At 41.0% G+C, this 23,960-nt stretch carries 31 protein-coding genes; 15 read left to right on the top strand and 16 right to left on the bottom strand.

Annotation, left to right across the window (positions count from 1 at the left end):
* Positions 1–35: 35 nt before the first annotated feature.
* The 10 genes from lolE to HMPREF2750_RS01395 all read right to left on the bottom strand — a co-directional run bounded on the left by lolE (position 36) and on the right by HMPREF2750_RS01395 (position 9,522).
* Positions 36–1,286 (bottom strand): lipoprotein-releasing ABC transporter permease subunit LolE, encoded by a 1,251-nt coding sequence (lolE, locus tag HMPREF2750_RS01440; protein WP_070582294.1) that lies wholly within the window; start codon positions 1,284–1,286, stop codon positions 36–38.
* Positions 1,286–1,969 (bottom strand): lipoprotein-releasing ABC transporter ATP-binding protein LolD, encoded by a 684-nt coding sequence (gene lolD, locus HMPREF2750_RS01435; protein WP_070582293.1) that lies wholly within the window; start codon positions 1,967–1,969, stop codon positions 1,286–1,288. The genes lolE and lolD overlap by 1 nt, the downstream gene beginning before the upstream one ends.
* Positions 1,970–1,972: 3 nt before the next feature.
* Positions 1,973–3,154 carry a lipoprotein-releasing ABC transporter permease subunit gene (locus HMPREF2750_RS01430; RefSeq protein ID WP_070582292.1) on the bottom strand — a complete coding sequence of 394 codons (1,182 nt, stop codon included), beginning with the start codon at positions 3,152–3,154 and terminating at the stop codon, positions 1,973–1,975.
* Positions 3,154–4,101, bottom strand: coding sequence for a 2-hydroxyacid dehydrogenase (locus tag HMPREF2750_RS01425; RefSeq protein WP_070582291.1), 948 nt, complete (start codon positions 4,099–4,101; stop codon positions 3,154–3,156). Before HMPREF2750_RS01425 ends, HMPREF2750_RS01430 begins: the two co-directional genes overlap by 1 nt.
* A 66-nt stretch (positions 4,102–4,167) precedes the next feature.
* A complete protein-coding gene (gene kdsA / locus HMPREF2750_RS01420) occupies positions 4,168–5,022 on the bottom strand; it encodes a 3-deoxy-8-phosphooctulonate synthase (RefSeq protein ID WP_049367492.1) in 855 nt (284 codons plus the stop codon).
* 12 nt (positions 5,023–5,034) lie between these two features.
* Positions 5,035–5,838, bottom strand: a complete 804-nt coding sequence (locus HMPREF2750_RS01415) for a SirB1 family protein (RefSeq protein WP_070582290.1) — start codon at positions 5,836–5,838, stop codon at positions 5,035–5,037.
* Positions 5,838–6,716: a peptide chain release factor N(5)-glutamine methyltransferase gene (prmC, locus tag HMPREF2750_RS01410; RefSeq protein ID WP_070582289.1), complete on the bottom strand. Its 879-nt coding sequence runs from the start codon at positions 6,714–6,716 to the stop codon at positions 5,838–5,840. Before prmC ends, HMPREF2750_RS01415 begins: the two co-directional genes overlap by 1 nt.
* Positions 6,716–7,798 carry a peptide chain release factor 1 gene (prfA, locus tag HMPREF2750_RS01405; protein ID WP_005698533.1) on the bottom strand — a complete coding sequence of 361 codons (1,083 nt, stop codon included), beginning with the start codon at positions 7,796–7,798 and terminating at the stop codon, positions 6,716–6,718. The genes prmC and prfA overlap by 1 nt, the downstream gene beginning before the upstream one ends.
* Positions 7,799–7,895: 97 nt before the next feature.
* Complete coding sequence (locus tag HMPREF2750_RS01400; protein ID WP_070582288.1) at positions 7,896–8,432, bottom strand: elongation factor P hydroxylase; 537 nt, start codon at positions 8,430–8,432, stop codon at positions 7,896–7,898.
* 181 nt (positions 8,433–8,613) lie between these two features.
* On the bottom strand, positions 8,614–9,522 hold the full coding sequence (locus HMPREF2750_RS01395; RefSeq protein ID WP_261660553.1) for an AraC family transcriptional regulator: 909 nt from the start codon (positions 9,520–9,522) through the stop codon (positions 8,614–8,616).
* An 85-nt stretch (positions 9,523–9,607) separates the two neighbouring features.
* Between HMPREF2750_RS01395 and HMPREF2750_RS01390 the strand changes: the two genes are divergently transcribed.
* Positions 9,608–9,826: an OsmC family protein gene (locus HMPREF2750_RS01390; protein ID WP_070582287.1), complete on the top strand. Its 219-nt coding sequence runs from the start codon at positions 9,608–9,610 to the stop codon at positions 9,824–9,826.
* A 108-nt stretch (positions 9,827–9,934) separates the two neighbouring features.
* Here HMPREF2750_RS01390 and HMPREF2750_RS01385 read toward each other — a convergent pair whose 3' ends face one another.
* The 3 genes from HMPREF2750_RS01385 to HMPREF2750_RS01375 all read right to left on the bottom strand — a co-directional run bounded on the left by HMPREF2750_RS01385 (position 9,935) and on the right by HMPREF2750_RS01375 (position 12,457).
* Positions 9,935–10,549: a CadD family cadmium resistance transporter gene (locus tag HMPREF2750_RS01385; RefSeq protein ID WP_049371213.1), complete on the bottom strand. Its 615-nt coding sequence runs from the start codon at positions 10,547–10,549 to the stop codon at positions 9,935–9,937.
* Between the two features lie 309 nt (positions 10,550–10,858).
* Positions 10,859–11,404 carry an ATP-binding cassette domain-containing protein gene (locus HMPREF2750_RS01380; protein ID WP_239657826.1) on the bottom strand — a complete coding sequence of 182 codons (546 nt, stop codon included), beginning with the start codon at positions 11,402–11,404 and terminating at the stop codon, positions 10,859–10,861.
* Between the two features lie 180 nt (positions 11,405–11,584).
* The gene (locus tag HMPREF2750_RS01375; RefSeq protein ID WP_070582286.1) at positions 11,585–12,457 is read right to left on the bottom strand and encodes an MBL fold metallo-hydrolase; all 873 of its coding nucleotides are present in this window, start codon (positions 12,455–12,457) and stop codon (positions 11,585–11,587) included.
* 143 nt (positions 12,458–12,600) lie between these two features.
* On the opposite strand from HMPREF2750_RS01375, the gene HMPREF2750_RS01370 reads away from it, so the two are divergent.
* Positions 12,601–13,554 carry a GlxA family transcriptional regulator gene (locus HMPREF2750_RS01370; RefSeq protein WP_070582285.1) on the top strand — a complete coding sequence of 318 codons (954 nt, stop codon included), beginning with the start codon at positions 12,601–12,603 and terminating at the stop codon, positions 13,552–13,554.
* Between the two features lie 182 nt (positions 13,555–13,736).
* Here HMPREF2750_RS01370 and HMPREF2750_RS01365 read toward each other — a convergent pair whose 3' ends face one another.
* The 3 genes from HMPREF2750_RS01365 to HMPREF2750_RS01355 form a co-directional block, all read right to left on the bottom strand.
* Positions 13,737–14,315: an NAD(P)H-dependent oxidoreductase gene (locus HMPREF2750_RS01365; protein WP_070582284.1), complete on the bottom strand. Its 579-nt coding sequence runs from the start codon at positions 14,313–14,315 to the stop codon at positions 13,737–13,739.
* A gap of 681 nt (positions 14,316–14,996) precedes the next feature.
* The gene (locus HMPREF2750_RS01360) at positions 14,997–16,007 is read right to left on the bottom strand and encodes a phage portal protein (protein ID WP_070582283.1); all 1,011 of its coding nucleotides are present in this window, start codon (positions 16,005–16,007) and stop codon (positions 14,997–14,999) included.
* A gap of 9 nt (positions 16,008–16,016) precedes the next feature.
* Positions 16,017–17,792, bottom strand: a complete 1,776-nt coding sequence (locus HMPREF2750_RS01355) for a terminase large subunit domain-containing protein (RefSeq protein WP_070582282.1) — start codon at positions 17,790–17,792, stop codon at positions 16,017–16,019.
* A gap of 168 nt (positions 17,793–17,960) precedes the next feature.
* Here HMPREF2750_RS01355 and HMPREF2750_RS01350 point away from each other — a divergent pair, with 168 nt between their 5' ends.
* From HMPREF2750_RS01350 to HMPREF2750_RS01295, 13 genes are all read left to right on the top strand, one after another.
* Entirely contained in the window at positions 17,961–18,779 is an 819-nt protein-coding gene (locus HMPREF2750_RS01350) for a GPO family capsid scaffolding protein (protein ID WP_070582281.1), read from the top strand.
* Positions 18,780–18,800: 21 nt separating this feature from the next.
* Positions 18,801–19,835 (top strand): phage major capsid protein, P2 family, encoded by a 1,035-nt coding sequence (locus HMPREF2750_RS01345; RefSeq protein ID WP_070582280.1) that lies wholly within the window; start codon positions 18,801–18,803, stop codon positions 19,833–19,835.
* Positions 19,836–19,840: 5 nt separating this feature from the next.
* Positions 19,841–20,491, top strand: a complete 651-nt coding sequence (gene gpM / locus HMPREF2750_RS01340) for a phage terminase small subunit (RefSeq protein ID WP_070582279.1) — start codon at positions 19,841–19,843, stop codon at positions 20,489–20,491.
* A 121-nt stretch (positions 20,492–20,612) separates the two neighbouring features.
* Complete coding sequence (locus HMPREF2750_RS01335; RefSeq protein ID WP_070582278.1) at positions 20,613–21,119, top strand: head completion/stabilization protein; 507 nt, start codon at positions 20,613–20,615, stop codon at positions 21,117–21,119.
* The gene (locus HMPREF2750_RS01330) at positions 21,119–21,328 is read left to right on the top strand and encodes a tail protein X (protein ID WP_005700063.1); all 210 of its coding nucleotides are present in this window, start codon (positions 21,119–21,121) and stop codon (positions 21,326–21,328) included. The genes HMPREF2750_RS01335 and HMPREF2750_RS01330 overlap by 1 nt, the downstream gene beginning before the upstream one ends.
* Position 21,329: 1 nt before the next feature.
* Positions 21,330–21,551 carry a phage holin gene (locus tag HMPREF2750_RS01325; RefSeq protein ID WP_070582277.1) on the top strand — a complete coding sequence of 74 codons (222 nt, stop codon included), beginning with the start codon at positions 21,330–21,332 and terminating at the stop codon, positions 21,549–21,551.
* Complete coding sequence (locus HMPREF2750_RS01320) at positions 21,544–22,062, top strand: lysozyme (RefSeq protein ID WP_005700153.1); 519 nt, start codon at positions 21,544–21,546, stop codon at positions 22,060–22,062. Before HMPREF2750_RS01325 ends, HMPREF2750_RS01320 begins: the two co-directional genes overlap by 8 nt.
* A complete protein-coding gene (locus tag HMPREF2750_RS01315; RefSeq protein WP_014064324.1) occupies positions 22,047–22,397 on the top strand; it encodes a chemotaxis protein in 351 nt (116 codons plus the stop codon). The genes HMPREF2750_RS01320 and HMPREF2750_RS01315 overlap by 16 nt, the downstream gene beginning before the upstream one ends.
* Positions 22,312–22,575, top strand: a complete 264-nt coding sequence (gene lysC, locus HMPREF2750_RS10095; protein WP_222563112.1) for an Rz1-like lysis system protein LysC — start codon at positions 22,312–22,314, stop codon at positions 22,573–22,575. The genes HMPREF2750_RS01315 and lysC overlap by 86 nt, the downstream gene beginning before the upstream one ends.
* Positions 22,572–22,787 (top strand): TraR/DksA family transcriptional regulator, encoded by a 216-nt coding sequence (locus tag HMPREF2750_RS01310; RefSeq protein WP_070582276.1) that lies wholly within the window; start codon positions 22,572–22,574, stop codon positions 22,785–22,787. The genes lysC and HMPREF2750_RS01310 overlap by 4 nt, the downstream gene beginning before the upstream one ends.
* Positions 22,784–23,047 carry a hypothetical protein gene (locus tag HMPREF2750_RS01305; RefSeq protein WP_070582275.1) on the top strand — a complete coding sequence of 88 codons (264 nt, stop codon included), beginning with the start codon at positions 22,784–22,786 and terminating at the stop codon, positions 23,045–23,047. Before HMPREF2750_RS01310 ends, HMPREF2750_RS01305 begins: the two co-directional genes overlap by 4 nt.
* On the top strand, positions 23,013–23,495 hold the full coding sequence (locus tag HMPREF2750_RS01300; protein ID WP_070582274.1) for a phage tail protein: 483 nt from the start codon (positions 23,013–23,015) through the stop codon (positions 23,493–23,495). The genes HMPREF2750_RS01305 and HMPREF2750_RS01300 overlap by 35 nt, the downstream gene beginning before the upstream one ends.
* Positions 23,495–23,953 carry a phage virion morphogenesis protein gene (locus tag HMPREF2750_RS01295; protein ID WP_070582273.1) on the top strand — a complete coding sequence of 153 codons (459 nt, stop codon included), beginning with the start codon at positions 23,495–23,497 and terminating at the stop codon, positions 23,951–23,953. Before HMPREF2750_RS01300 ends, HMPREF2750_RS01295 begins: the two co-directional genes overlap by 1 nt.
* The last annotated feature ends 7 nt before the right edge of the window (positions 23,954–23,960 follow it).

The following is a 23,960-nucleotide window of genomic DNA, read 5'->3' as shown; positions in this document are numbered from 1 at the left end:
AATCAGGGATTAAATGCTTAATCCCTGATTTTTTATTAGTGATTACTCAATACTTGAGCTGGCTGTAATTTTGCCGCTCGACTAGCTGGATAAAGACTGGCGAGTAAACTCAATACCAATGCCGCCACGAGAACTAATACAACATCGAACCAATGTAATTCGCTTGGTAAGAAATCAACGAAATAGATGCCATCTGATAACAGTTTTTTACCGAGTAATGTCTCGATGCCTTGAATAATCGGTGTGAGATTAAGAGCAAGTACGACGCCTAACACGATACCAATCAAACACCCTTTCATCCCAGCAAGCAAACCATACCAAATAAAGATTTGTTTAATAAAGCCATTATTTGCCCCCAGGGTTCGCATAATCGCAATATCACCTTGCTTGTCTTTTACCGCCATAATTAAGGTAGAAACAATATTAAAACACGCTACCCCAATTACAAGCACCATGGCGATATACATTACCGTACGGATAAGCTGAATATCACGATACATATAGCCAAATTTTGCCACCCAGTTTTGAATGTAAAGCAGTTGCGGATAATCATTTAGCATCGAATAATCCATGTCTTGTACTTTAAATGGATCATCCACTTTTAATTCAACGCCGGTGATTTGATCTTCGCGATACCCCATTAATTCTTGTGCTTGAGGCAATGCCAATAAGGCATAACTGTGGTCTAACTGGCCATCTAAACGCAAAATAGCAGTCACTTGAACACGCTCACGATTAGGCTGAGCTATTTGATCTTCGCCATTTGGTTGAGAGATTAATAACGACACCCAATCACCGGCTTGAACATCTAACTCTTTCGCAATACCAGAGCCCAGCACCAATCCACCTTCTTCTGCAAATTTTTGCCAGCCATCGCCTTCCACAAACTTACCGAGAGAACTCACTTGATCTTCAGCTTGTTTATCGACCCCTTTCACTTGAACGACTTTAAGTTTATTGCCATTCTCGACTAAAGCTGTAAAACTCACAAAAGGCGAAAGTGCGGTAATTTTTTTATTTGTTTTTAGACGATCCGCTAGCTTTTGCCAATGGTTTAATGTGGCTTCATTGCCCTGTGGATTTACTGTGATTTCCGCATGTGGCACGACAGCCAAAATGCGCGAGTTTAATTCACGCTCAAAGCCATTCATCGCACTTAACCCCACGATCAACACCGCTACGCCAAGGGCGATACCGATAGCAGAGAATTTTGAAATTAACGCTACCAACGGATTTTTTTGCTTGCCCCGCTGATAACGCCAACTAATGAAAAAAGGCGTATTCATTATGCACCTTCCTTCAAAATGCCGTCTTGCATAGTTAAACAACGAGACAGTTTTTGCGCCAATGACATATCATGCGTCACCAATAAAAACGCAATGTTTTGTTCCGAATTCAAGGTTTGAATCAACTCAAAAATACTTTCGGTGGTTTTATGATCTAAGTTACCGGTTGGTTCATCAGCCAAGACGAGAGCGGGATTATTCACTAATGCACGAGCTATCGCCACACGTTGACGTTCCCCACCAGAAAGGGCTGACGGTCGGTGAGTAATGCGATGACTTAAGCCTACTGCGCCTAATATTTTTTCAGCACGATCTTTTGCTTCTGTTTTATTCTGACGACCAATTAACATTGGCATCATCACATTTTCTAACGCAGTAAAATCCGCCATTAAATGGTGAAATTGATACACAAAACCTAGATTTTGGTTACGTAATTTAGCCAATTCACTTTCAGACGCTTTTTGCAAAGATTGCCCTTTAATAAACACTTCTCCACTGCTTGGCTGATCTAAACCACCTAAAGTGTGCAATAAAGTACTTTTTCCCGAACCAGAACTCCCCACAATCGCCACTAATTCTTGTGGTTTCATGGCAAAGCTTACGCCTTTTAATACTTGGGTTTGGTTCTCGCCTTCTTGGTAAAATTTATTAATATTTTGGCATTCTAATAAATAGTTATTCATATTTTACTCATAACGTAATGCTTCCGCCGGTTTTGTTTTTGCCGCACGATAAGCTGGATAAATGGTTGATAATAAAGATAACAATAAAGAAAAGGCAATCACAATAATGACTTGCACAGGCTCAATGGATGTTGGCAAGAAAACACCGTTCGGATTGACCGCACTTAAAATTGCCCCAAGGTTTAAGGTGATTAATACACCCAGTACAGCACCAATCAATGTGCCCACTAGCCCCACCAATAAACCTTGATAAATAAAGATCGAACGCACTTGTGATTTAGTCACACCTTGCGTTTGCAAAATAGCGATTTCCCCTTGTTTATCCACCACCATTAAACTTAATGAGGTCACGATATTCGAAATCGCAACAACAATAATTAAGCTAATCAACAAGCCCATCATATTTTTTTCCATACGGACCGCTTGGAAAAACTCCCCTTTTTGGACACGCCAATCGCTGATATGGCTCTCTTTAAAATAGGTCGGCAATTCTGTGATTTGGAAAGGATCATCCAGGAATAAACGATAGCCTTGAGCCTCACCTGGTTGAATGCGCATTAGGCGACCAATATCCGCTAAATTAGCAAAAACTTCATAGCCTGACGCTTCACCATAATCATAGTAAAGCTCGCTCACCGTAAATAAACGCTGCATCGGCACTCGACCAAATGGGGTGTATTGGCTGTTTTCCGTAATCATTAAGCGAACTTTATCGCCTACCACTAAGCCTAATTTTTGCGCCAACGTATCACCAATAATCAACTTAAACTCACCTTGCGGTAAAAGTTGGTTAAACTGACTAGGATCGAAACCTTCCAGTAAAGGATCATCTGAAAAAGACTGAATACCAATCACTTGTCCCGCGCTCACACCTTTTGCCGTTTGAAACACAACATTCGTGGTATTAATCGGTACAGCTTTTTGCACAAAGTGCGGTGTATTTTCAAGCGGTTTTTCTGCAGAAATAGGCGCTTCTTGGCTAACAATCGCATGCGGAATGCTCGAAAGCACCTGTTGTTTTTGATAGCCTTCTAGTCCATTCATGACAGAAAGCACAATAATCAATGCCATCACACCCAGTACGATGCCAAAGCTTGCCAAATTAGCAACAAGTCGCCCAAAACGATCAGCACTTTTTGCCCGCCAATATCGCAGGGCGACGTATAAAGAAATAGGTAAATTCATTATTTTTGATTTAATTGTTGAACGAAATCTTCAATATTTTGCGTCACTTTTTTCGTTAGCGTGATTACCGCGCTATCACTCGCCCAAGCAATATGAGGTGTGATAATTAAATTCGGCATCGTTTTCGCTAATTCAATCAGAGGATTGTTTTTCTCTGGTGGTTCTTTCACTAACACATCTAATGCAGAACCACCTAATTGCCCTGATTTTAATGCGTCACAAACTGCTTGCTCGTCAATCAATGGACCACGACCAGTATTGATTAAATACGCACCTTTCTTACAAAGTGACAAGGTTTCTTGATTGATTAAATTTTTGGTTGTTTCAGTCAATGCACAATGCAATGTCAGAATATCGGCCTGTTTTAGCACCTCTTCAAAAGGCGTGTAACCTTCACGGCATGTTGTCGCATTTCGATGTTCAGCATAAAGGACTTTCATGCCTAAAAGCTCGGCTAAACGCCCCACTTCTGTGCCTAAACAACCTTTTCCAAACACGCCTAACGTTGAACCTTTAACATCCGTAATGGGATAATCAAAGTAGCAGAACTGTTTGCTCTCTGTCCATTTACCGGTTATTTGATCGCGCTGCCAGCCAGCCAAGCTGTGTTTTAACGCAAAAATCATCCCCAACACATGCTCAGGTACGGTTGTGGCAGAATAACCCGTCACATTTTTAACCGTCACACCCAATTCTTTTGCCGCGTCTAAATCCACGTTATTGGTGCCTGTTGCGGTGATAGCAATCAATTTTAATTTAGGTAGTTGTTGCAACACCTCGCGGCTTAAAATCACTTTACTGGTGATAATAATATCCGCGTCTTTTGCTCGCTCAATGGTTTGCTCCGCAGAAGTATATTCATACTCTACCCAGTTATGCGGAAAGCTTGGGCGAGGAATAGGAATATGTTTCGGAATTGCGGTGCTGTCTAAAAATACGATATTCATTGTTATCTCCTTTTACAGAACAAAAGTGCGGTCAAAAACAACGCTGTTTTCAACCGCACTTCTCTATTAAATAGAGGTATCTAATTCAGGAAAAGATTTCACTAAATCATCAATGGCTTTCATCTGTGAGACAAAGCCTTCTAATGCCGAAAGTGGCAATGCAGAAGGGCCATCACATTTTGCTTGATTTGGATTTGGGTGTGCTTCTAAGAATAAGCCTGCAATGCCAATTGCTAAACCAGAACGAGCTAATTCGGTCACTTGTTCACGACGACCACCTGAAGCGGCACCAAACGGATCACGGCATTGTAATGAATGAGTCACGTCAAAAATGACAGGGCTACCTTTAGACACTTTTTTCATTACACCAAAGCCTAACATATCCACCACTAAATTATCGTAGCCAAAGTTTGAACCACGATCACAAAGGATAATTTTATCGTTACCACATTCTTCAAACTTATCGACGATATTACCCATTTGACCTGGGCTTAAGAATTGTGGTTTTTTCACGTTAATTACCGCACCCGTTTTTGCCATGGCTTCGACTAAATCAGTTTGACGAGCTAAGAATGCCGGTAACTGAATCACATCCACCACATCAGCAACAGGCTGACATTGGTAGATTTCGTGCACATCGGTAATCACTTTCACACCAAAGGTTTCTTTTAACTCTTGGAAAATTTTTAAACCTTCTTCCATGCCTGGACCACGGTAAGAATGAATTGAAGAACGGTTAGCTTTATCGAAAGATGCCTTAAAAACATAAGGAACGCCCAACTTTTCTGTCACTTTCACATAAGCTTCACAAACTTGCATCGCCATATCGCGACTTTCAAGCACGTTCATCCCGCCGAAAAGCACAAAGGGTTTGTCATTTGCGACATCAATATTGCCAATTTTTACAATTTTATTTTGCATAATATTTCCTTTTTAATGGATGGCATTGGCATCTTTCAATGCTTCGCCTTTCAGTTCTAAAAGTTGAGTTTTTAACAGCGAAGAAGTGGGATCATTTGGACATTGATCCACAAAATATTCTAAATCCTCAATAGCTGAAGGATAAGCGCCCATTTGCGCCAACACTAAGCCACGATCGCGAATATCATAAGGATCTTTTCTTCCCGCTAACAAGAATTGGATATAATTAAAAGCCAAATCGTTTTGCTCTTCACGAATTAAGGCATTCTTGGCGAGCTGACGGAAACGTGCGGTCAGCATCGGAATATCTGCTCGAGCTAAATCTTCAGGTTGAATTTGAGCGCCAAAACCAAAGGCGCCTTCATAGAGTTTTTTCAATTCATCCACTGAAATATATTTTCCGCTCCAAGGATCAATGAACGCCACTTCTCCATCGACTTCTGCACGTAAAATCAGTTGAGTCGGGAAATTTACGGGATAAATCGGCAATTTTAAACTTGCAGCCAAATAAAGGATTAAGGCGCCAAGACTCACCGGCATGCCTTCACGCTCTTCTAAAACATACGAAAGGTACAAATTGCGGGCATAGAAATAATTATCCGCATCGCAATGAAATCCCCAATCACCGTAAAATAGCTGTAATAATTGATGAATTTTAGCTTTATCATCCCATTCTTCTGGAATAGCTTGGCGAGCTCTACGCACTAAGCTACCCACAAGCCCTCTTATACGAGGCTCATCAAGTTGCTCTTTCTCACAAATGCTCAAATAAAAATGAGTCAGTTCAGTATATAAGGCTTTTTGATCGTATTTCATTACTGCTTCCAATATCCCAACGTTACGCGCTCATTGTCGCCATAATCCCGTATGGTTGCAACCCCTTGCCAATGATTTTGCCAGAAAATTGACCGCACTTCTTCACCCTGTTTCCAGCCGTGCTCTAACAATAAATAGCCATTATCTTTTAAATGTACTGGTGCACACTTAATAAGATGACGTAAATCAGCTAAACCGTTTTCGCTCGCCACCAACGCCGAACGAGGCTCGAAACGAACATCACCTTGAGAAAGATGCTCATCGGTTTCATCAATATAAGGCGGATTACTGACGATAATATCAAACTGCCCTTCAACATGTTCAAACCAACGACTCTGCAAAAATTGTACCTTGAGCTGATTTTTTTCGGCATTGGATTGCGCTAATTTGACGACATCTGGCATTAAATCAACACCAATAACATCCAATTGAATATGCTTTTTTTGACAAATTAGAGAAAGCTCAGAAGCCAACGCTAACGCAATGGCGCCAGTGCCAGTGCCAAGATCGAGAATACGAAAGTGCGGTGGATTTTTTTCCAGTTTTTCTAACGCAATTTGTAATGCTTTTTCTACGAGAATTTCGGTATCGGGGCGAGGAATTAATGTTCCTTCAGACACATTTAAAGGCAAGGACCAGAATTCTTTTTCTCCGAGGATATAAGCGATAGGCTCGCCTTTTAAACGACGATCTAAAAGTGCGGTCAATTTTAACCGCACTTTTTCATCAATTTCCGTGTCATCGAAAGCTAAAATTTGCGTTCTCGATTTGCCCGTTGCGTGTTGCAGTAGCACTAACGCATCAACTTTGCCATTCTCTGTCGGATTTACCTGATTTAAGGCTTGCGCAGCATCGGCAAGCCATTGTTGGTAGGTCATTAATTACTCTCAGATAATGCCGCTAATTGATCTGCTTGATATTCAGTGATAATCGGCTGAATAAGCTCATCAATTTTGCCGTTCATCACTTCATCTAAGCGATAGAGCGTTAAGTTGATACGGTGATCTGTTACACGACCTTGTGGGTAGTTATAAGTACGAATTTTATCGGAACGGTCGCCTGAACCTAATAAGTTACGGCGGGTATCTGCTTGCTCTGCGGCTTGACGTTCTTGCTCCGCTTGAACAATACGTGAAGCCAATACAGACATCGCTTTAGCTTTATTTTTATGTTGTGAACGCTCATCCTGACATTCCACCACAATACCTGTTGGAATGTGGGTAATACGTACCGCAGAGTCTGTTGTATTAACGTGCTGACCACCTGCACCAGATGAACGATAGGTATCAATACGTAAATCTGCAGGATTGATTTCCGGCATTTCAGACTCAGGCAATTCAGGCATAACCGCAACAGTACAAGCTGAAGTATGAATACGACCTTGGCTTTCTGTTTTTGGTACACGTTGTACACGGTGGCCGCCTGATTCAAATTTTAACTGTCCATACACACCATCACCGCTTACTTTAACGATCACTTCTTTATAACCGCCCTGCTCGCTTTCATTTGCGCTGAGCATTTCAACACGCCAGCGTTTACTTTCTGCATAACGGCTGTACATACGGAATAAATCGCCGGCAAAGATACCTGCTTCATCACCACCAGTACCCGCACGAATTTCTAAATAGCAGTTATATTCATCATTTGGATCTTTTGGTAATAAAAGAATTTGAAGTTGTTGTTCCACCTCTTCAATTTCGGCTTTGGATTCTTCAATTTCCATTTCTGCCATTTCTTTCATCTCAGGATCATCTAACATCAATTCTGCTTCAGCAATGTTAGAATTAAGCTGATTCCAACGATTAAAACATTTCACTACATCTTCAAGTTGTGAATATTCTTTAGAATACGCACGGAATTTATCCTGATCCGAAATCACCGACGCATCGCCTAGCAATGCCTCTAATTCTTCATAACGTTCTTTTAAACTTTCAAGTTTTGCAATAATAGAATCTTTCATATTTTTATAAAGTTAAAGCCAAAAATAAAATCGGCCTATTTTAGCCGATTTTAAGGAAAATTGACAGACGCAAAATCTGCCTAAAAATGACCGCACTTTAGATGCGAGTCACATCAAATTTCGCTAAATCAATTCGATCTTCTGAGCCATAAAATTCAGCCAACGCATGACGCAAGGTTTCTGCACGTTTTGGTAAACCTTTTTCAGCATAGGTTTTCACTTGTTCATACACCGCTTGCTTAAATGGTTGCGTATCCCCTGGATTGCCATTCAAATTATCCGCACTGGCAAAATAACGGAATCCCGCCGCTGTGGCTAAAATCCATTCCAACGCTTGAGGTTTCACTTCAACCTTTTCAAAATCACGTTGACGCTCTTCAGAACGACCATCTGGCTCATACCAATAGCCAAAATCTTCTAATTTACGACGCTCTTTCCCCGCCACCAACCAATGGGCAATTTCATGTAATGCACTGCTGTAAAAGCCTCTCGCAAAGTAAATGGCGTTATAAGGCACCTCATCATTTGCAGGAATGTAAATCGGCTCATCCCCACCTTTAACCAATCGCGTATTATATTCTTCTTCAAAACATTGATTAAAAATCGCAATGATATCCTCAAGTTTGTGTTCCATGCTTTCTCCAAATATTTTTATAAATAACGCCTCTTAAAAGGTTTGAGAATTATCTCATTTTTAATGTTTTTCACAAAATCTTGGTTAAATAAAAAACGTCTGAAATTAACGTTTCAGATTTTTTTCATCATAAAGTGCGGTCAAATTTTTAGGTGTTTTTAAACCTATCTTTAAGCCCCTTCTATTTAATATCTCCCTTCGGTGCATGCCCGAAATACCGTCTGTATTCACGGCTGAATTGGCTTGGTGACTCGTAGCCGACTTGGTAAGCTGCTTCAGTAATGCCTCGCCCTTCTTGAGCAATTAGGCGTCTGGCTTCCATTAGGCGTAAGGACTTTTGATATTGTAGCGGTGAAAGGCTGGTTATCTTCTTAAAATGACTATGAAATCCAGATAATGACATACTACTTAGATTTGCCAAGGTTTCCACGGTGATGGTTTCACTAAAATGTTGTTGCAGATAATGGGTGGCTTGGGCGATTTTTTTGGTGTGCGATCCATTGCTTACCATGGCTTTAAATTTGCCACCTTGCTCGCCTGTAAGGAGTCGATAATAAATTTCTTGTTGGATAAGCGGTGCAAGAAACTCAATATCTTTTAGATTTTCGTGCAAGAGCAATAGACGTTCAACAGCATTTTTGAGAGATTCATCCAAATGCCATTGTGCAAAACCTTCGTCGCCCTGTTGAACATCATCTGCAAGGTTTGGATTTGCTAATAAAATCTTGCTAACGCTTTCAATATCAATTTTCATCGACATCACTAAAAACGGCTTTTTCGGCTCGGCATATTTAATTTCGCCGCGCATCGGCACATTTACAGGGCAGAACATAAAGTGTTGATTGTCAAAACGGTAGCATTGTTCACCTAGTTGTATTTCACGTTCCCCACTTAACACGATGCAAATGCTCGGTTCTTGAATAATACCCTCGTAGCAAAACGGCTGATCGGCATGGCGAATCACCAAGCCTTTAATTGGAGATGAATAGGTTTCGTTATGTGGAATAACTTTTAATAAGCGTTCTATCGTTTCAGTTGAGAACATAGTTTTGTAGGAATAGGCAAGTAATTTGGATAAATCATATAACACTTCATATTGCCGTTCAATATAATGAACTCACTTTCAACGGCAGTACGCCAAAACATTTAACCAATATTGAATTGAGGACAATATCATGAAAATTTTCTACAAAACATCAGCAACAGCAACCGGCGGACGTGATGGTCGTACCCAAGTGGACGATGGTTCAATCGGCTTTGATTTGGTTTCATTTCAAAATGACGGCACCGGAGCTGATGAAAAACACCAACGCGCCGAGTATGGCAAGCACCGCCGCACCGACGAAAAACGGCCGCATGGGATGGGTGAAAAACTTATTCATGGTTTGGCTTAATTCTGCATGAAGATGCTTTCGGACATGGATTTATTGGGCGGACAGGGTTGTATCTTGTATTGAAGAAGCAAGCCGAAGGTTTGTCAGATACTCACATGCCCGTATCATTCATATTATTGATATTATTGTTTGAATTGTATTATTTTCAATAATAATAAATAACCCTAAACCAATATAAATAACAGCCATTATCCAACGACTAAACTTCTCTACAATTTCACCAATACCTGAAATATTAGCCAATCTTTGTGCTGTATATACTAAAACAAAAATCAATATTAAAAATACAAGAAGAGTAACTAATAAGTCGACAAGATCTAAAGTCACAAAGTAAGGAACAAAAAGTCCAATATTATCTGCACCACAACTAGCAACTGTAACCAAAGCAACAATACCGACTAATTTTGACAACCCTTTTTCATCCAATTCTTTTTTAGCTCTTTTTTCGCCCTCACAATCGTCGTAAATAGCAACTTTAATACCTAAGTAAATCGGTATTAAACCTAATAAACCCAACACCCATTTTTCCGGAACATAATTCAAAACAAAAGCTAGAAATAAACTAACTAATATTAAAATTACAGAACCTAAATATTGTCCGATATAAATATCTCGATATTCTTTTCTAGTATTTGCTCTAGCAAAAAATATTAATAGTATTACCAACAAATCTACTGCTGTAGCAATATATAAAACAGCAGCAGTAATCACAGTCGAAAACATAAAGCACCTCATAATGAATCCCCTGCCCCCTTGGCACCACGGCTTTTTCAAAAACCGAATCGCGTTCGGATAACAGATTCGTATCTTTCGCTAAAGAGGCAAGCCTGCGGCTTGCTTACCCTCTCCCTAGCTCTCTCCCACGGGGAGAGGGAATTGGGCTGTCGAGCCTGAACATTTTCAGGTTTACCTGACATCTGATTCCCAATTCTACGGCTCTCTGATTTTGAGAAACCTGATCCCCTTTCCCCGTGGGAGAGAGCTAGGGAGAGGGCAACGAACCGCAAGGTTTGTCAGAAATTTAAATTCCTATCACTCATAATAATGAATCCCCTGAAACTCTCTTGCCACCACGGCTTCTTCAAAAGCCCAATCGCGTTCGGACAGCGGCGTAGGCAGGGTAATCACGTTTTGCACGTTCATGCCCTTAGTGGAAAGCAGCATGATTTCATGGCTCAGGCGTGCGGCTTCGAAGCGGTCGTGCGTTACCAGCATACACGCCATGCCCTGCCGCTCGATTTTTTCCACCAGCATGGCGACCAAAATATCGCGCAAATCGCGGTCCAAACCGACGAACGGCTCGTCCAGCAAGGCAAGGTCGCAGCCGCACAGCAGCAGGCGCAAAAATGCTCCCCGTTTCGCCATGCCGCCGGACAATTCGGTCGGATATTTGTTCAAATCGCCCGCAGTCCGCCCGACTTTCGCCGCCAGCGCGATGATTTCGCCTTCATCGGGTTTGTCCATAAAAATAGCGATATTCTGCATCGCGGTCAAGTTTTCCGGCAGGTGGTTTTCCTGAAACAGAAAACCTGTTTTGCGGAAAGTATTGCGTATCGTGCCCGATTTCGGCGTTTCCAAGCATTCAAATCCATCCGTTTGGGCGCAACAACAGACCGCGCAATTTTAGTGGAAGGAATTAATTAAAATTATTTCTTAGAAAAAGGCCGTCTGAAATTTCAGACGGCTTTTTTATAACAAAGTGTGGTCAAATTTTTAGGCGTTTTTGCAAATTCAATTCAAAATTAAAACCGCTTGTTTTTAAAACTTCACTGTTTCACCATCTTCTGGAATTGCTATATTTTCAAGCTTGTTTGCTTGGACAAATTGGCGTAAATCCTTACGGTACACAGACATATGATTTACGGCATCCATGTGCACCGTGATAAGTTTTGTATTCGGTAGCATGTTACGAGCATGGGCAACATCTTGTAACCCCATAATAATGCCGTCATTCGGAAAAGCTAAGGTACGCGCATCACCTGTGTTCATAATCATTACATCTGGTTTATAACGATTAATGGCTTTGTTTACTTCAGCAGTCCAAATTGTGTCACCAACCAAGTAAACAGTGGGATGACCTTTCACTTGGAATATTACGCCCATCGCTTCATCTAAAATCTCAGCTAATTGTGGTACAGCGTACATTTCCGTTGTGCCGTGAGAACCGCCGGTTTTATTTAAAATAATACCTTCGAACTCCACCGGTTTTTCTAGCGATAAACTGGTTATGTTAGTAAAACCTTGCGCTTTGAGTAAGTCGCCATCCCGTTCATGTTGCACAAAAATTTTGATGGATTTAGGTAAAATTTTTTGTGCAACCTCATCCCAATGATCTTCATGTGTATGAGTCAAAATAATGGCATCAACATCTTTGAAAGTATCTTCTGCTTTCATCGGCAATTCCACAAGTGGATTACGCAAATGGCTATTTAATGTTCCTTCAAAGCCTGCATAACGTCCTTTTTCAGCGAGCATCGGGTCAATTAAAAAAGTTTTCCCTGCATAGTTCAGGCGACCCGTGGCATTGCGGATATGTTGGTAGCTATCAGTGTTTTTAGAGGCAAGATCTACAGCGAAAGTATTTGTGCTAATAGCCAATGCTGTAGTGCTAATTAAGGTTTTTAAGTTCATTGTTTTTCCCTTTCTATATACGTTATTGAATGAATAAACATATTATAGTGAGAACAAAATTGCGCAAAAATAGAAAAAAAATCAATAAACGTAATGATCAGGTCATTTTTGTGCTATGCTCATATCAAAGTAGGAGAAATAAAATGAATAAACCCACAGTTGCTTTGATTGTGTATGAACAAATGATGCCCATTCATTTTGCGATGGCATATTCCGTTTTTTCTATGTCGGATTTAAACGGCAAGCCGTTATTTGACTGTAAAATCGTTAGCGATTCGGACAACCTGACAAACTCGCTATTTCACATACATTTAGATGGAGGTTTAGAATGGTTGGAGAATGCTGATATTGTTGTGATGACTGGATGGCATAATACTCAAGTGATGCCGTCTGAGGCTTTATTAACAGCATTACGGCAAGTGTATCAACGTGGTGCGACAGTAGTGGGGTTATGTTATGGCGCCTATGTGTTAGCGTGCAGTGGCCTACTTAACGGCAAAAAAGCAACCACACATTGGTTGGGAGATAGTGATTTTACTAGTCGCTTTCCGCAGGTGAAATGGGATTTAAATCCTATTTATTGGGAACAAGATCGACTGATTACCTCAGCAGGAACGGCAGCTTCCATGGATTGTTGTCTTTCTATTGTCCGTAAATTATATGGTGTGAAAATTGCCAATCATATTGCCCGAATACTGGTTATCCCCCCTCATCGTGAAGGCGGACAAGCACAATTTATCGAACGCCCTATTTCTCGTTCCACACCTAATCATAATATCAATGCGTTGCTTGCTTATTTAAATGAAAATCTGACCGCACTTCATTCGACTGATAGCCTTGCCGAACGTTTGTCAATGAGCCGTAGCACTTTCACCCGACATTTTCGTAAAGCAACCGGAATGTCATTAAATCAATGGTTAATTGAAGCAAGGCTACAGCGAGCAAGAGAGCTTTTGGAAAGCACAGATTTATCTATTACTGATATTGCAGAACAAAGTGGGTTTCATAGCGATACCGCCTTGCGTCAGCACTTCTTGAAAAAACATAAAATTTCACCGAATCGCTGGCGTAAGCAGTTTCAAATTGAGGATGTTTAGATCTTTTTATTTTAAAGTGCGGTCAGATTTTTAGGTGTTTTTGCAAATTCAATTCAAAATTAGACCACTTGTGTGCTCTAAACCCAATCTATTCCTCTTCCCTCTCTCCGTTAGGAAGTTTGATTAGAGAAAAATAAAAAAGGTGAGCCAAAATGCTCACCTTCTAAACGAATATTCCCCAATTAACCAAATACTTTTTCCAAATGTGCTTGGTAGTCTGCTAAGTATTGTTCTACTTGTGGATTTTTAATCACATCGTTACATAAGAATGTTGGCAGACGGGTCAAGCCGATGAACTCGTTGAGTTTGTGGAAGTGCATGTATAACGCATCCACGCCTTTGCCTTCGAAGAAGTCGCCTTCGCGGGTAAAGGCTTCAATCGGCGCATTCCACGTAAGCGAAAGCATGTGTTTTTTGCCTTGCAACAAGCCACCTGTGCCGTAGCCTTCAGTCGGATTGACACGATGGCGACCATCACTGTGGTAAAGCTTGCCGTGTCCAGCGGTTAATACTTCGTCTATGTATTTTTTCACTGTCCAAGGTTCGTGCATCCACCAACCTGGCATCTGCCAAATCACGACATCCATCCACAAGAATTTTTCGATTTCTGCTTCAACATCATAGCCGGCATCAATCACGGTTTCTTGTACATTGTGTCCAAGTGTGGTCAAAACTTCTTTCGCTTTTTTGTGAAGTGTATGGTTTAACTCACCGTGTGAATGTCCGAAATCTTTACCACCATCTAATAATAAAATATTCATTTTTTCTCCTTTAGCTGATAATTTACCGATTACTAAGCACTTTACTAATGCAACAATTTAACCAATCAATAAGCGCCAACTATTAAACGTACTACTCAAATTCGAGAGTTTGATAGAAGTTAAAAGCGTAATAAAAAAGCCTTGAAGTCATTATTTTCAAGGCTTTAAAGTCTTTCATAGGACTTGATAGGTTTATTTTGTGGTGGAGCTGGCGAAAGCTGATCTAGATAAATATCACTTTGTTTTTAAAAGGAATATTTAATAATTAAAAATAGCTTACTACCAAGCTTACTACAATAAAAAAACAGGACGCCAATTCAGACGTTATTTAGCCTAATTTTGCCGAGATTATAACATCAAATTTTGCAATTGTTTGCGTTATTTTGCGTTAAAGGATCTGATTAAAAGGATCTAAAAGGCGGTAGATCTGAAAAGGCTTTGGAAAGGATCTAAATTTGCGTTGAAACACACACATTTACTGCGCAGGCGTGGCGAGGGTTTGACTGCGATTTTTCGTGCGTGCATTTGGTCGAAAAATCGGGTTAAAACAGGGCTTTAAAGTTTGTTTTATTGATTGATTTGATATAATAAACTTGGGAGATATTAATACTATACAAGACAAAAACAGTTCTTCCGCAATAAAAAACCCGCATTTCTGCGGGCTATTTATTTTGAAAGGATCTATTGTAGTAATTTGTATTCGGTAAACGTGATCACATCTTCCCCTACCCAACTGTTAATCTCTTTCAAGCGTTCTTGCAGTGGGATAATCTCATTGATAAAAAATACTCGCGTTGCTTTCTCTACGTCACCAAAACCGCCTGTGTTATTAGGCACAATTCCCATTAGTTGCGGTGGTACACGATGGGCCGCCAATACATCATCACGGCTTGCATTTTTAATATTCAAGAAGTCATCTTTCGCCACTGCATCAGACAATGGAATGACTTGCATCCCGTCTTTCTTGCCGTTAGGAATATACACAAATAAATTCTTAAAGTTGCCAGTGCCTTTTGTTTGGCGGATTTGTGTTTTGATTGCTTCAATGTCGTCTTTGTTTTGAGTTGGGTCAGTCATATAGATAATCGAACCCGCATGCGCACCGTTCAAATAATATTTGCGACGGAACAATGTCGCACTTTCATTTAAGAAAGCTGATTGTAAAGCCGCTAAATATTCCGGCACGCCGTAAATCTCTTGGTTCACATCAGGGTTGATCAGATTAAACACCGCATCTTTCGGGAATTCATATTCATCAAAGCCATTCACAATCTGATAAAAAATGCCTTTCTCCACGCCAACGCGCATATATTTTGCAAGGGGAGATTTTAACGCAATCACTTTTCCGAAAGTGTTTTCAACTTTTTCAAGATAAGCATTACCGAATACTAAGTAATCTTGCACCAGTTTTTCTAACTGCGTGCGTGGTAAAAGTGCGGTCGTTTTACAGGTAGAAAGCAAAATGTTTTTCTTCACCGTGATCGCACTGTTATGATGTGCAGATGCATTTAAGGCTTTGGCAAGATAACTTAAATTAATTGGTGGGTTGTAATATTTCTCATACATCAACACGCTTTCGAAATAATTCAATACTTCTGCACGGTCAAGCACGGGAATAGGTTCACCAAAGCTGAACGCCTGTGCTTGATTCCCCGTAGAAAGTGCGGTTGATTTTTTTGTTTTTTTGCTCATTTGGTAATCCTATTCAAAAGTGAAAATGGTTGGTTGGTTACTTGACACATCGCCGTTTAAACCATAAGGCACATTTAAAATGCAGTTCATGATTGCCCATGATAAGTCGCCATGGCTTGCATCTTCTGAACGGTCAGATACATAAGTAATCTTTCCTGTTCCGGTAATCCGTTTTTTAACTGTCATAAAACTGGTGATGATTTCGTTACCATCAAATTTAAGTCGGCGTTTCTGAATTAAGTTTTGCGTTTTTAATACCATTTCATTTTTTAAATCAGCGTTGTAATCAAGACCGATTGCCATTGGATAGAATTTTTTAACTTCTTGGAATACGCCCGAACCCATCCCCGTTTTATCAATCACAATGCGGGTGACATTGTAATCATCACAGAAACTTTTAATTCTGCTCGCTTGTGCTTCATAATCCATGCCGTGAAATGTTTGCCAATGCAAAACACGATAATCACCGCCTTCCACTTTAGGCGGAGCGATGATCGCTAACGCTGCACGGTCACCAGTAAAGGCGGGGTCATAACCTAACCACACTTCACGATTACCGAATGGGCGTTGATAGAATGGCTTGTAATCATGCCATTCTTCTAAGCTGTCCACTTGGCAAAGTTGCAAGTCAGCAAATTTAAACGCCGACGTGTTATCATCAGCAAACTGGCACAAAAACAACTGTTCAAATTCTTCTTTGCTGTTTTCTGCGATCAGGTCGTCAATATTGAATAGGTTGCACCCACCTTCCATCGCATCATTAATGGTAACAATCTGCTTCCATTGGCGGTCAGCACAAAGTTTCCCGCTTTTTAAATTCTCGTGCGAAATATCAATTTCAACTTTATCCGCCTTGGCCCGATTTTTATTAAATGCTTTTCCAGAGAAAAACGCATAAGCGGGATGTGCAATCGTGGTCGGCGTTGAAAAATAAGTTTGGCGATACATTTTTTGCGCCGCCATACCTGACGCCACTTTACGCATCACATCAAATTTAGGCACCCAAAACACTTCATCAAAATATAAATTGCCGTGATACGATTGAGCCGTGGCGGAGTTCGTGCCAAGAAAAATCAATTCTGCACCATTTGGCAATTTGATGGTTTCGCCTTTTAAATCTACATCTGCCGTTTGCTTGGCATAGTTCACAATGTAAGAGCGAAACTGCAACGCCTGTTTTTTACTGGCAGACAAAAAGATTTGATTGTGTCCAGTCGTCAATGCATCAATAAAGGCTTCATGGGCGAAATAGTAAGTCGCACCGATTTGTCGGCTTTTCAAAATGTTTCTGATGCGGTTTTCTTTCGCTTTATGCCAAACACGCTGATAATTAAACATTCCATCAAGAAAGCCATTGATCAACAATTCTTCTTGTTCCTGATCAATGGCATTTTGTTCTGCTTTCTTCCGTTCGCCTTTGTTTCGATTGGCAAGTTTCGGGTTTAAATCCACTTCATTGCCATCCCCGAAAGAATATTTCTTAACTCTTGCCATGCGTTCCATTTGGCGACCAAGCAAATCAATTTCTTTATAATCTGCCCCGCTTTTTTCTTCTTTGGCAATCAACAAATTCAATCTTGTTTCAAGGGCTAATTCAACACGCCCAACAGGGGCGACATCATCCCATTTTTCGCGATCTTTCCAACTGGAAATCGTGGACGCGGCAATATCAAGCTGACGAGCAATTTCAGCGATTTTATAACCGCTAAAATACATCTGTTGTGCTTTTCGTTTTATTTCCGCCGTCACATCGGGCGAGGCTTGATTGATAACTTGTTCGTCCATTCATAATCCTTTCAATTTACAACCGCATAATAGAAAGGGGGCTGGCGTTAGTCTTTACAGCGCACCTGTGAACAGAAAAGCAACAAAAACAACCCATAGACCGCAAAAATTAAACCTTTCAGAATAATGGCAATCTTTGAGCCAAACCAACCACAGAAAGGACAACCAATGGCAAAAAAATCTAAATGGGTAGTTGTCGCAACAGAAGGGGCAACAACTGACGGTCGCACAATTCAGCGCAACTGGATTGAAGAAATGGCCGAAAGTTACGATCCAAAAAACATCTACGGCGCACGCATCAATCTTGATCACATCAAATTCTCTATCTATCTCCCTGAACTTGCCAATGCTCACTGCTTTGGTGATGTCTTGGCCGTGAAAGCAGAAGAACGTGAAGATGGCAAGTTACAGCTTTTAGCCGAACTTCAACCAACTGATGCACTCATTGCCTTAAATAAGGAAGGTCAAAAAGTTTACACATCAGTTGAAATTGACACCAATTTTGCAGACACAGGCAAGGCATACTTAGTCGGTTTAGCCGTTACAGATAATCCGGCAAGCTTAGGCACAGAAATGTTAAGTTTCTCGCACAATGGCTTAAATGCCCGCAAATTAAAAGCGGAAAACATCTTCACCGCTGCCGTTGAAACAGAATTGGAATTTGTTGAAGAAGCAGAAAAAAGCCCATCTGTGTTGGAAAAAATCAAAGCGTTATTTGCGAAAAAAGAAAAATCGGATGATGAACGCTTTGCAGACCAATCCAGTGCTATTGAGCTTTTAGCCGAGCAACAAAAAGAAATCTTAGAAAAATTGACCGCACTTCAAGGCAATTTTGCCAATCACCAAGCCGACATTGAAGAAATGAAAGCGGGCAATGAAGAAATCCATGCAACGTTTGAAGAACTCAAACAAAAGCCGGCACAAGCCGAAAACACCCGCCCATTAGTTTATGGTGAAAAACCTGAAACTGACGGCCGCTTCTTTTAATTTATCTTAGGAAAAAACCAAATGAATAAATTTACCCAACAAAAATTCCAAGCTTACATTGAAGGTGTCGCACAAGATAACGGCGAAGATGTGGCATTTGTTGCAAATGGCGGGCAATTCACCGTCACACCAACAATGCAGCAAAAATTAGAAAACGCGGTGCTTGAAAGTTCCGATTTCTTAAAACGCATCAATGTTGTGCCTGTTACTGAAATGAAAGGTGCCGCATTGCGTTTAGGCGTGCTTTCACCTGTTGCAAGCCGTACCGATACCAACACCAAAGCACGTGAAACCACGGATATCCACAGCTTGCAAGAAAACTTATATTCTTGCGAGCAAACCAACTTTGACACGCATTTAAACTATGCAACGTTAGACAGTTGGGCGAAATTCCCTGACTTTGCGGCGCGAATCGGTAACTTAAAAGCACAGCGAATTGCATTAGACCGTATCATGATCGGTTGGAACGGTACAAGCGTGGCGGCAACAACCAACCGCACATCAAATCCATTATTGCAAGACGTGAACAAAGGTTGGTTAGTTCAAATCGAAGAAAAAGCCACTGCACGTGTGATGAAAGAAGCGAAAAGCGGCACAGGCAAAATCGAAATCGGTGAAGGTAAAGAATACAAAAATCTTGATGCATTAGTCTTTGCATTAAAAGAAGATTTCATCCCTGACCAATACCGTGACGACACAAAACTTGTGGCAATTATGGGCAGTGATTTGTTAGCGGACAAATACTTCCCGCTTATCAACCAATCAAAACCAAGCGAACAAGCAGCGGGCAACATTGTAGTCAGCCAAAAACGAGTTGGCGGCTTACAAGCCGTAAGCGTGCCATTCTTCCCTAAAGGCACTGTGTTAGTGACATCACTTGACAACTTGTCAATCTATGTGCAAGACGAACGTATGCGCCGTCACTTAAAAGACGCGCCGAAACGCAACCGTGTGGAAGATTACTTGTCATCCAATGAAGCTTATGTAGTGGAAAACTACGAAGCAGTGGCGATGGCGAAAAATATCACCGTTCTTGATGCACCAACTCACGCGTAATCATAATGCGACCAACTAAACGTCACTTTCTTGAAGTTTCTGCCGCTATCGCTAATGCGGCAGAAACCGAAGATCTAAGCGACTTCACGGAATACGAAAAAATGTGCCGTATTCTTGCGAGACATCGAAAGGATTTGAAAAACATCCAATCGACCGAACGCAAAGCCGCATTTAAAAAGCAAATTTTGCCCGACTATCTGCCATGGATTACAGGGGCGTTATCTGCCGGCACAGGCAAACAAGATAACGTTTTAATGACATGGTGCGTGTGGGCAATCGACTGCGGGGAATATCACCTTGCCTTGCAGATTGCGGATTATGCCGTATTCCATGATTTACGTTTGCCTGAACCGTTTACGCGAACACTTGGCACATTATTGGCGGAAGAATTTGCAGACCAAGCAAAAACCGCACAAGCCGCCAATCAGCCATTTGAAGTGGCTTACTTAGAGCAAGTACAACGCATCACCGCTGAATGTGACATGCCAGATGAAAGCCGCGCGCGATTATTGCGGGAATTAGGTTTGTTATTGGTTGAAAAGAACCCTGAACAAGCCTTGCAATACCTTGAACGTGCTTTAGGTTTAGATCAAAAAATTGGCGTGAAAGGCGACATTAAAAAATTACGTAAAAAATTAAGCAAAGCCGATGAATAATCGGATTTGATAACGAGCAAACCACGCACCCGTCGGGCGGATTAAAAGTGCGGTCAAATTCTGACGGATTTTTGGCCGTGCTTGATTTAATCCTCACCCGACTTTTTTTATAAAGGAAAACATGAGCGACGGATCTCTATCAGTAAAACTTGCCCCTGACTATGAGATGGCTGCAGTGCAAAAACAACTGGAAGATTACGGAACAGGCGAAGATATTATTCGGAACGATGATTTTTTCCCTGACATTTCTCTTTCTGCTTTTCGCAATCAATATCGTGCAGACGGCACAATCACCGAACAACGCTTGCAAGATGCATTGATTGAAGCCATCGCCAGTGTGAATGATGAATTATCTACATTCAGAGCACAAAGCGAACATCACTTCCTTGAACAAATCCCTGCACCATCAGTCAATGGCGAAAGCGTGTTGATTTATCGCTATAAACGTGCGGTGAACTGTTTGGCACTTGCTAACCTTTATGAGCGTTACGCAAGCTATGACAGCACAAACGATGGTGAAAAGAAAATGGATTTACTCAAAGACAGCATCAACGAATTAAGACGAGACGCACGCTTTGCCATTAGTGACATCATCGGCAAAAGACGGGTCGATGCGGAGTTAATTTAATGGAAGTTTACGCACAACAAAATGACAACTTGGACGCCATTCTTTATCGCTATTTTGGCCGCAGTGAAGGACTGTTAGAAATTGCGTGCGAATTAAACCCGCACTTAATGGATAAACCCGTCATTCCCATCGGAACACCAGTAATATTGCCAGAAACTGACACGGAAAAGATCAGCGTGGCAAGTGACACTATACAACTTTGGAGCTGATATGCACGACACACCATCAAGAGCATCTTACATATCAGGATTATTTGCCTTCTTCATCGGACGCATTGCGGATATGTTTTCAAATGTAAATTGGGCTGACGTCGCATCAGCAACAGGTATTGTGATCGGCGTCGCAACATTCCTTGTGAATTGGTATTACAAGAAAAAAGATTTTGAATTAAAAGAAAAAGAATTAAACCAACGGAGCCATCACCATGATTAAACGAACAGCGAAATATGCATGCAGTGTTGTGGCGATTGTAGGATTGGCACTCTCTTTACACGGGCATGAAATTAGAACATCAGAAAAAGGCTTGCTATTGACTGGCAATGCAGAAGGATGTCAAAGAGTGCCATATAACTGCCCTGCAGATGTATTAACATTCGGGCTAGGAACCACTGATGCAGTCGAAAAGGTCATTCCACATAAAGTCTATACAGATGAAGAAATTGCAAATGCCTTTACAAAGGGAATTAAACAAGCCGAAAAATGTGTGAATACGTATGCAAACGGTCAAGCAATGCCGCAAGGTGCATTTGATGCCTTAGTGTCAATTACCTTTAATGCAGGATGCGGGAACTTAAAAAACAGCACGCTTTTTAAAATGGCACGGAAAGGATATAGCAAAGCCATGTGCGGTCAATTTGAACGATGGATTTATGCAAACGGCGTTCCACTGAAAGGCTTAATTGAAAGACGACAAAAGGAGAAAGCATTATGTTTGGGTTCTTAACGAAAAAAGAAAAATACATTTTATTGGTTGGCCCGCTCATGCTTGTGGCAATTATCCTGTTTCAAGGGTGGCAAGCTAACCACTGGCGAGCTGAAGCAGCAAAAGAAGAACAATTAAAACAACAATGGGAAGCGTCTTACATTGCCTTAAATGAAAGCGTGGATAAATTCAATGAGCAACAAAAAGCACTCACGGAAGCCGTTAATCAATTAAAAATCTCTCAAACCAAGCAAACACAGGATTTAAAAAATGCACTTAAAAAACACCAAGATTGGGCTGACACTTTTATCCCTGATGATGTTAGCGGCGTGTTCAACTACACCGAAAATCATTAAACAGCCAATTCTATGCCCGCAAGTTGCAGAATGTACACCATTTGCCGCCACAATTAAAACAAACGGGGATTTGGCTAACGCTTATCTACAAAGCCAACAAAAGCTAAGTGTATGCATTGTTGAGAATCAAGCATTAAAGAAATGCATTGATGAATTTAATAAACAGGAAAAACAATGACCGATCAATTTGACCGTGCGCAAGAACTCGAACAAATGACACGTGATATTGCGTTAAAAAAACACCGCACTTTTAAAGCAATCAGTGCGTTTTATTGCGAAGATTGCGACATCCCCATTCCTGAAAAACGCCGCCAATTAATTCAAGGCGTAAACCGTTGCGTGGATTGTCAGCAAAAATATGAAATGCAACAACGGAATTTCAGAAAATGAGAAAAACCACTCTTTATCTCGCTATTGCCGCTTCATTGCCATGTTTAGCAAATACGTACACCGTACCATTTAGAGATGGTCCACTTGGTAAATATTCAAATTACCCTGATGGAAGAATAACAGAAGTATGCATTCATCAAGTAGGCTATTTGATGACGGATACTGGACATTTGATTGTTGCCGTAGATAAAGACAGCCGACCATTAATTTGCAGAGATACGCAAAATGAAAAAGCCAAACCAACTGCGCAAAATCCTTGAACAAAGTCACCAAGACTTTGTAAAAAATCCTGACCGCTTACAGCTTTATGTTGACGGCGGTCAAGTTGTTGCAACTGGCAGCACATCACTAAGTTTTGAGTATCGTTACACGCTTAACATCATCATCACCGATTTTGCCTTTGATATTGCAAGCCTAATCGTGCCGATTAATGCGTACTTACGAAAAAACCAACCTGAACTATTCGAAAATCCGCAACGCAGCGAAAACGCCTTTAAATTCCAAATGGATTACAACAATAACAACACAGCGGACGTATCGTTTGAAATCCAACTTACCGAACGCGTTGTGGCAAAACAAGTGGGCGAAAACGTGCAGATGACTTACGCCACCGAACCAACCGCACCGGAATGGGAAACATTAAACACATTGAAAGTTTATCTTGAAAAAATAGACGATGAACATTTGATTTTCAAAGGCGGTGAATAATGGCAACGGTGGAAGAAATCCAAGCGAAACTGAACGCACTGATTAATAATCTCTCACCGCAAGCCCGCCGACAGTTAGCACGCAACATTGCGCAAGCTTTAAGAAAAAATCAACAAGCCCGCATCGCACGTCAAGAAAACCCAGACGGCACAGCATTTGAGCCAAGAAAACCAAGGAAAGAATTTGGGAAAAAGAAAGGCAGAATTAAACGAAAAGCCATGTTTGCAAAGTTAAGAACAGCAAGATATTTCAAAATTCAAAGTAATGCCAATGAAGTGTCGGTCGGGTTTAATGGGTCAAGCGCAATGATCGCAAAAGTGCATCAATACGGCTTAATGAGTAGCCCATCAAAAACAAAAGATTTCAAAGTGCGATACGCACGGCGTGAATTGTTAGGCTTTAGCCAAAGCGATTTAGACATCATCGAAGATTTAGTCATTGAACAATTAAGTATTTAAGCGAGCT

This window comes from Haemophilus sp. HMSC066D02, assembly GCF_001810545.1.
In the GTDB taxonomy this organism is placed as follows: domain Bacteria; phylum Pseudomonadota; class Gammaproteobacteria; order Enterobacterales; family Pasteurellaceae; genus Haemophilus_D.
This window is presented reverse-complemented; position numbering and strand designations above follow the sequence as displayed.

Excerpts from the sequence above, each read along its gene's own strand:
- HMPREF2750_RS01370 (WP_070582285.1), top strand. The coding sequence starts at position 12,601 with ATGAATAAACCCACAGTTGCTTTGATTGTGTATGAACAAATGATGCCC.
- HMPREF2750_RS01325 (WP_070582277.1), top strand. The coding sequence starts at position 21,330 with ATGCACGACACACCATCAAGAGCATCTTACATATCAGGATTATTTGCC.
- lolD (WP_070582293.1), bottom strand. The coding sequence starts at position 1,969 with ATGAATAACTATTTATTAGAATGCCAAAATATTAATAAATTTTACCAA.
- HMPREF2750_RS01400 (WP_070582288.1), bottom strand. The coding sequence starts at position 8,432 with ATGGAACACAAACTTGAGGATATCATTGCGATTTTTAATCAATGTTTT.
- HMPREF2750_RS01355 (WP_070582282.1), bottom strand. The coding sequence starts at position 17,792 with ATGGACGAACAAGTTATCAATCAAGCCTCGCCCGATGTGACGGCGGAA.
- HMPREF2750_RS01330 (WP_005700063.1), top strand. The coding sequence starts at position 21,119 with ATGGAAGTTTACGCACAACAAAATGACAACTTGGACGCCATTCTTTAT.
- HMPREF2750_RS01390 (WP_070582287.1), top strand. The coding sequence starts at position 9,608 with ATGAAAATTTTCTACAAAACATCAGCAACAGCAACCGGCGGACGTGAT.
- HMPREF2750_RS01320 (WP_005700153.1), top strand. The coding sequence starts at position 21,544 with ATGATTAAACGAACAGCGAAATATGCATGCAGTGTTGTGGCGATTGTA.
- HMPREF2750_RS01360 (WP_070582283.1), bottom strand. The coding sequence starts at position 16,007 with ATGAGCAAAAAAACAAAAAAATCAACCGCACTTTCTACGGGGAATCAA.
- lolE (WP_070582294.1), bottom strand. The coding sequence starts at position 1,286 with ATGAATACGCCTTTTTTCATTAGTTGGCGTTATCAGCGGGGCAAGCAA.
- kdsA (WP_049367492.1), bottom strand. The coding sequence starts at position 5,022 with ATGCAAAATAAAATTGTAAAAATTGGCAATATTGATGTCGCAAATGAC.
- prmC (WP_070582289.1), bottom strand. The coding sequence starts at position 6,716 with ATGACCTACCAACAATGGCTTGCCGATGCTGCGCAAGCCTTAAATCAG.
- HMPREF2750_RS01350 (WP_070582281.1), top strand. The coding sequence starts at position 17,961 with ATGGCAAAAAAATCTAAATGGGTAGTTGTCGCAACAGAAGGGGCAACA.
- HMPREF2750_RS01415 (WP_070582290.1), bottom strand. The coding sequence starts at position 5,838 with ATGAAATACGATCAAAAAGCCTTATATACTGAACTGACTCATTTTTAT.
- HMPREF2750_RS01310 (WP_070582276.1), top strand. The coding sequence starts at position 22,572 with ATGACCGATCAATTTGACCGTGCGCAAGAACTCGAACAAATGACACGT.
- lysC (WP_222563112.1), top strand. The coding sequence starts at position 22,312 with ATGCACTTAAAAAACACCAAGATTGGGCTGACACTTTTATCCCTGATG.
- HMPREF2750_RS01305 (WP_070582275.1), top strand. The coding sequence starts at position 22,784 with ATGAGAAAAACCACTCTTTATCTCGCTATTGCCGCTTCATTGCCATGT.
- HMPREF2750_RS01375 (WP_070582286.1), bottom strand. The coding sequence starts at position 12,457 with ATGAACTTAAAAACCTTAATTAGCACTACAGCATTGGCTATTAGCACA.
- HMPREF2750_RS01385 (WP_049371213.1), bottom strand. The coding sequence starts at position 10,549 with ATGTTTTCGACTGTGATTACTGCTGCTGTTTTATATATTGCTACAGCA.
- HMPREF2750_RS01295 (WP_070582273.1), top strand. The coding sequence starts at position 23,495 with ATGGCAACGGTGGAAGAAATCCAAGCGAAACTGAACGCACTGATTAAT.
- gpM (WP_070582279.1), top strand. The coding sequence starts at position 19,841 with ATGCGACCAACTAAACGTCACTTTCTTGAAGTTTCTGCCGCTATCGCT.
- HMPREF2750_RS01425 (WP_070582291.1), bottom strand. The coding sequence starts at position 4,101 with ATGAATATCGTATTTTTAGACAGCACCGCAATTCCGAAACATATTCCT.
- prfA (WP_005698533.1), bottom strand. The coding sequence starts at position 7,798 with ATGAAAGATTCTATTATTGCAAAACTTGAAAGTTTAAAAGAACGTTAT.
- HMPREF2750_RS01345 (WP_070582280.1), top strand. The coding sequence starts at position 18,801 with ATGAATAAATTTACCCAACAAAAATTCCAAGCTTACATTGAAGGTGTC.
- HMPREF2750_RS01315 (WP_014064324.1), top strand. The coding sequence starts at position 22,047 with ATGTTTGGGTTCTTAACGAAAAAAGAAAAATACATTTTATTGGTTGGC.
- HMPREF2750_RS01430 (WP_070582292.1), bottom strand. The coding sequence starts at position 3,154 with ATGAATTTACCTATTTCTTTATACGTCGCCCTGCGATATTGGCGGGCA.
- HMPREF2750_RS01365 (WP_070582284.1), bottom strand. The coding sequence starts at position 14,315 with ATGAATATTTTATTATTAGATGGTGGTAAAGATTTCGGACATTCACAC.
- HMPREF2750_RS01300 (WP_070582274.1), top strand. The coding sequence starts at position 23,013 with ATGAAAAAGCCAAACCAACTGCGCAAAATCCTTGAACAAAGTCACCAA.
- HMPREF2750_RS01335 (WP_070582278.1), top strand. The coding sequence starts at position 20,613 with ATGAGCGACGGATCTCTATCAGTAAAACTTGCCCCTGACTATGAGATG.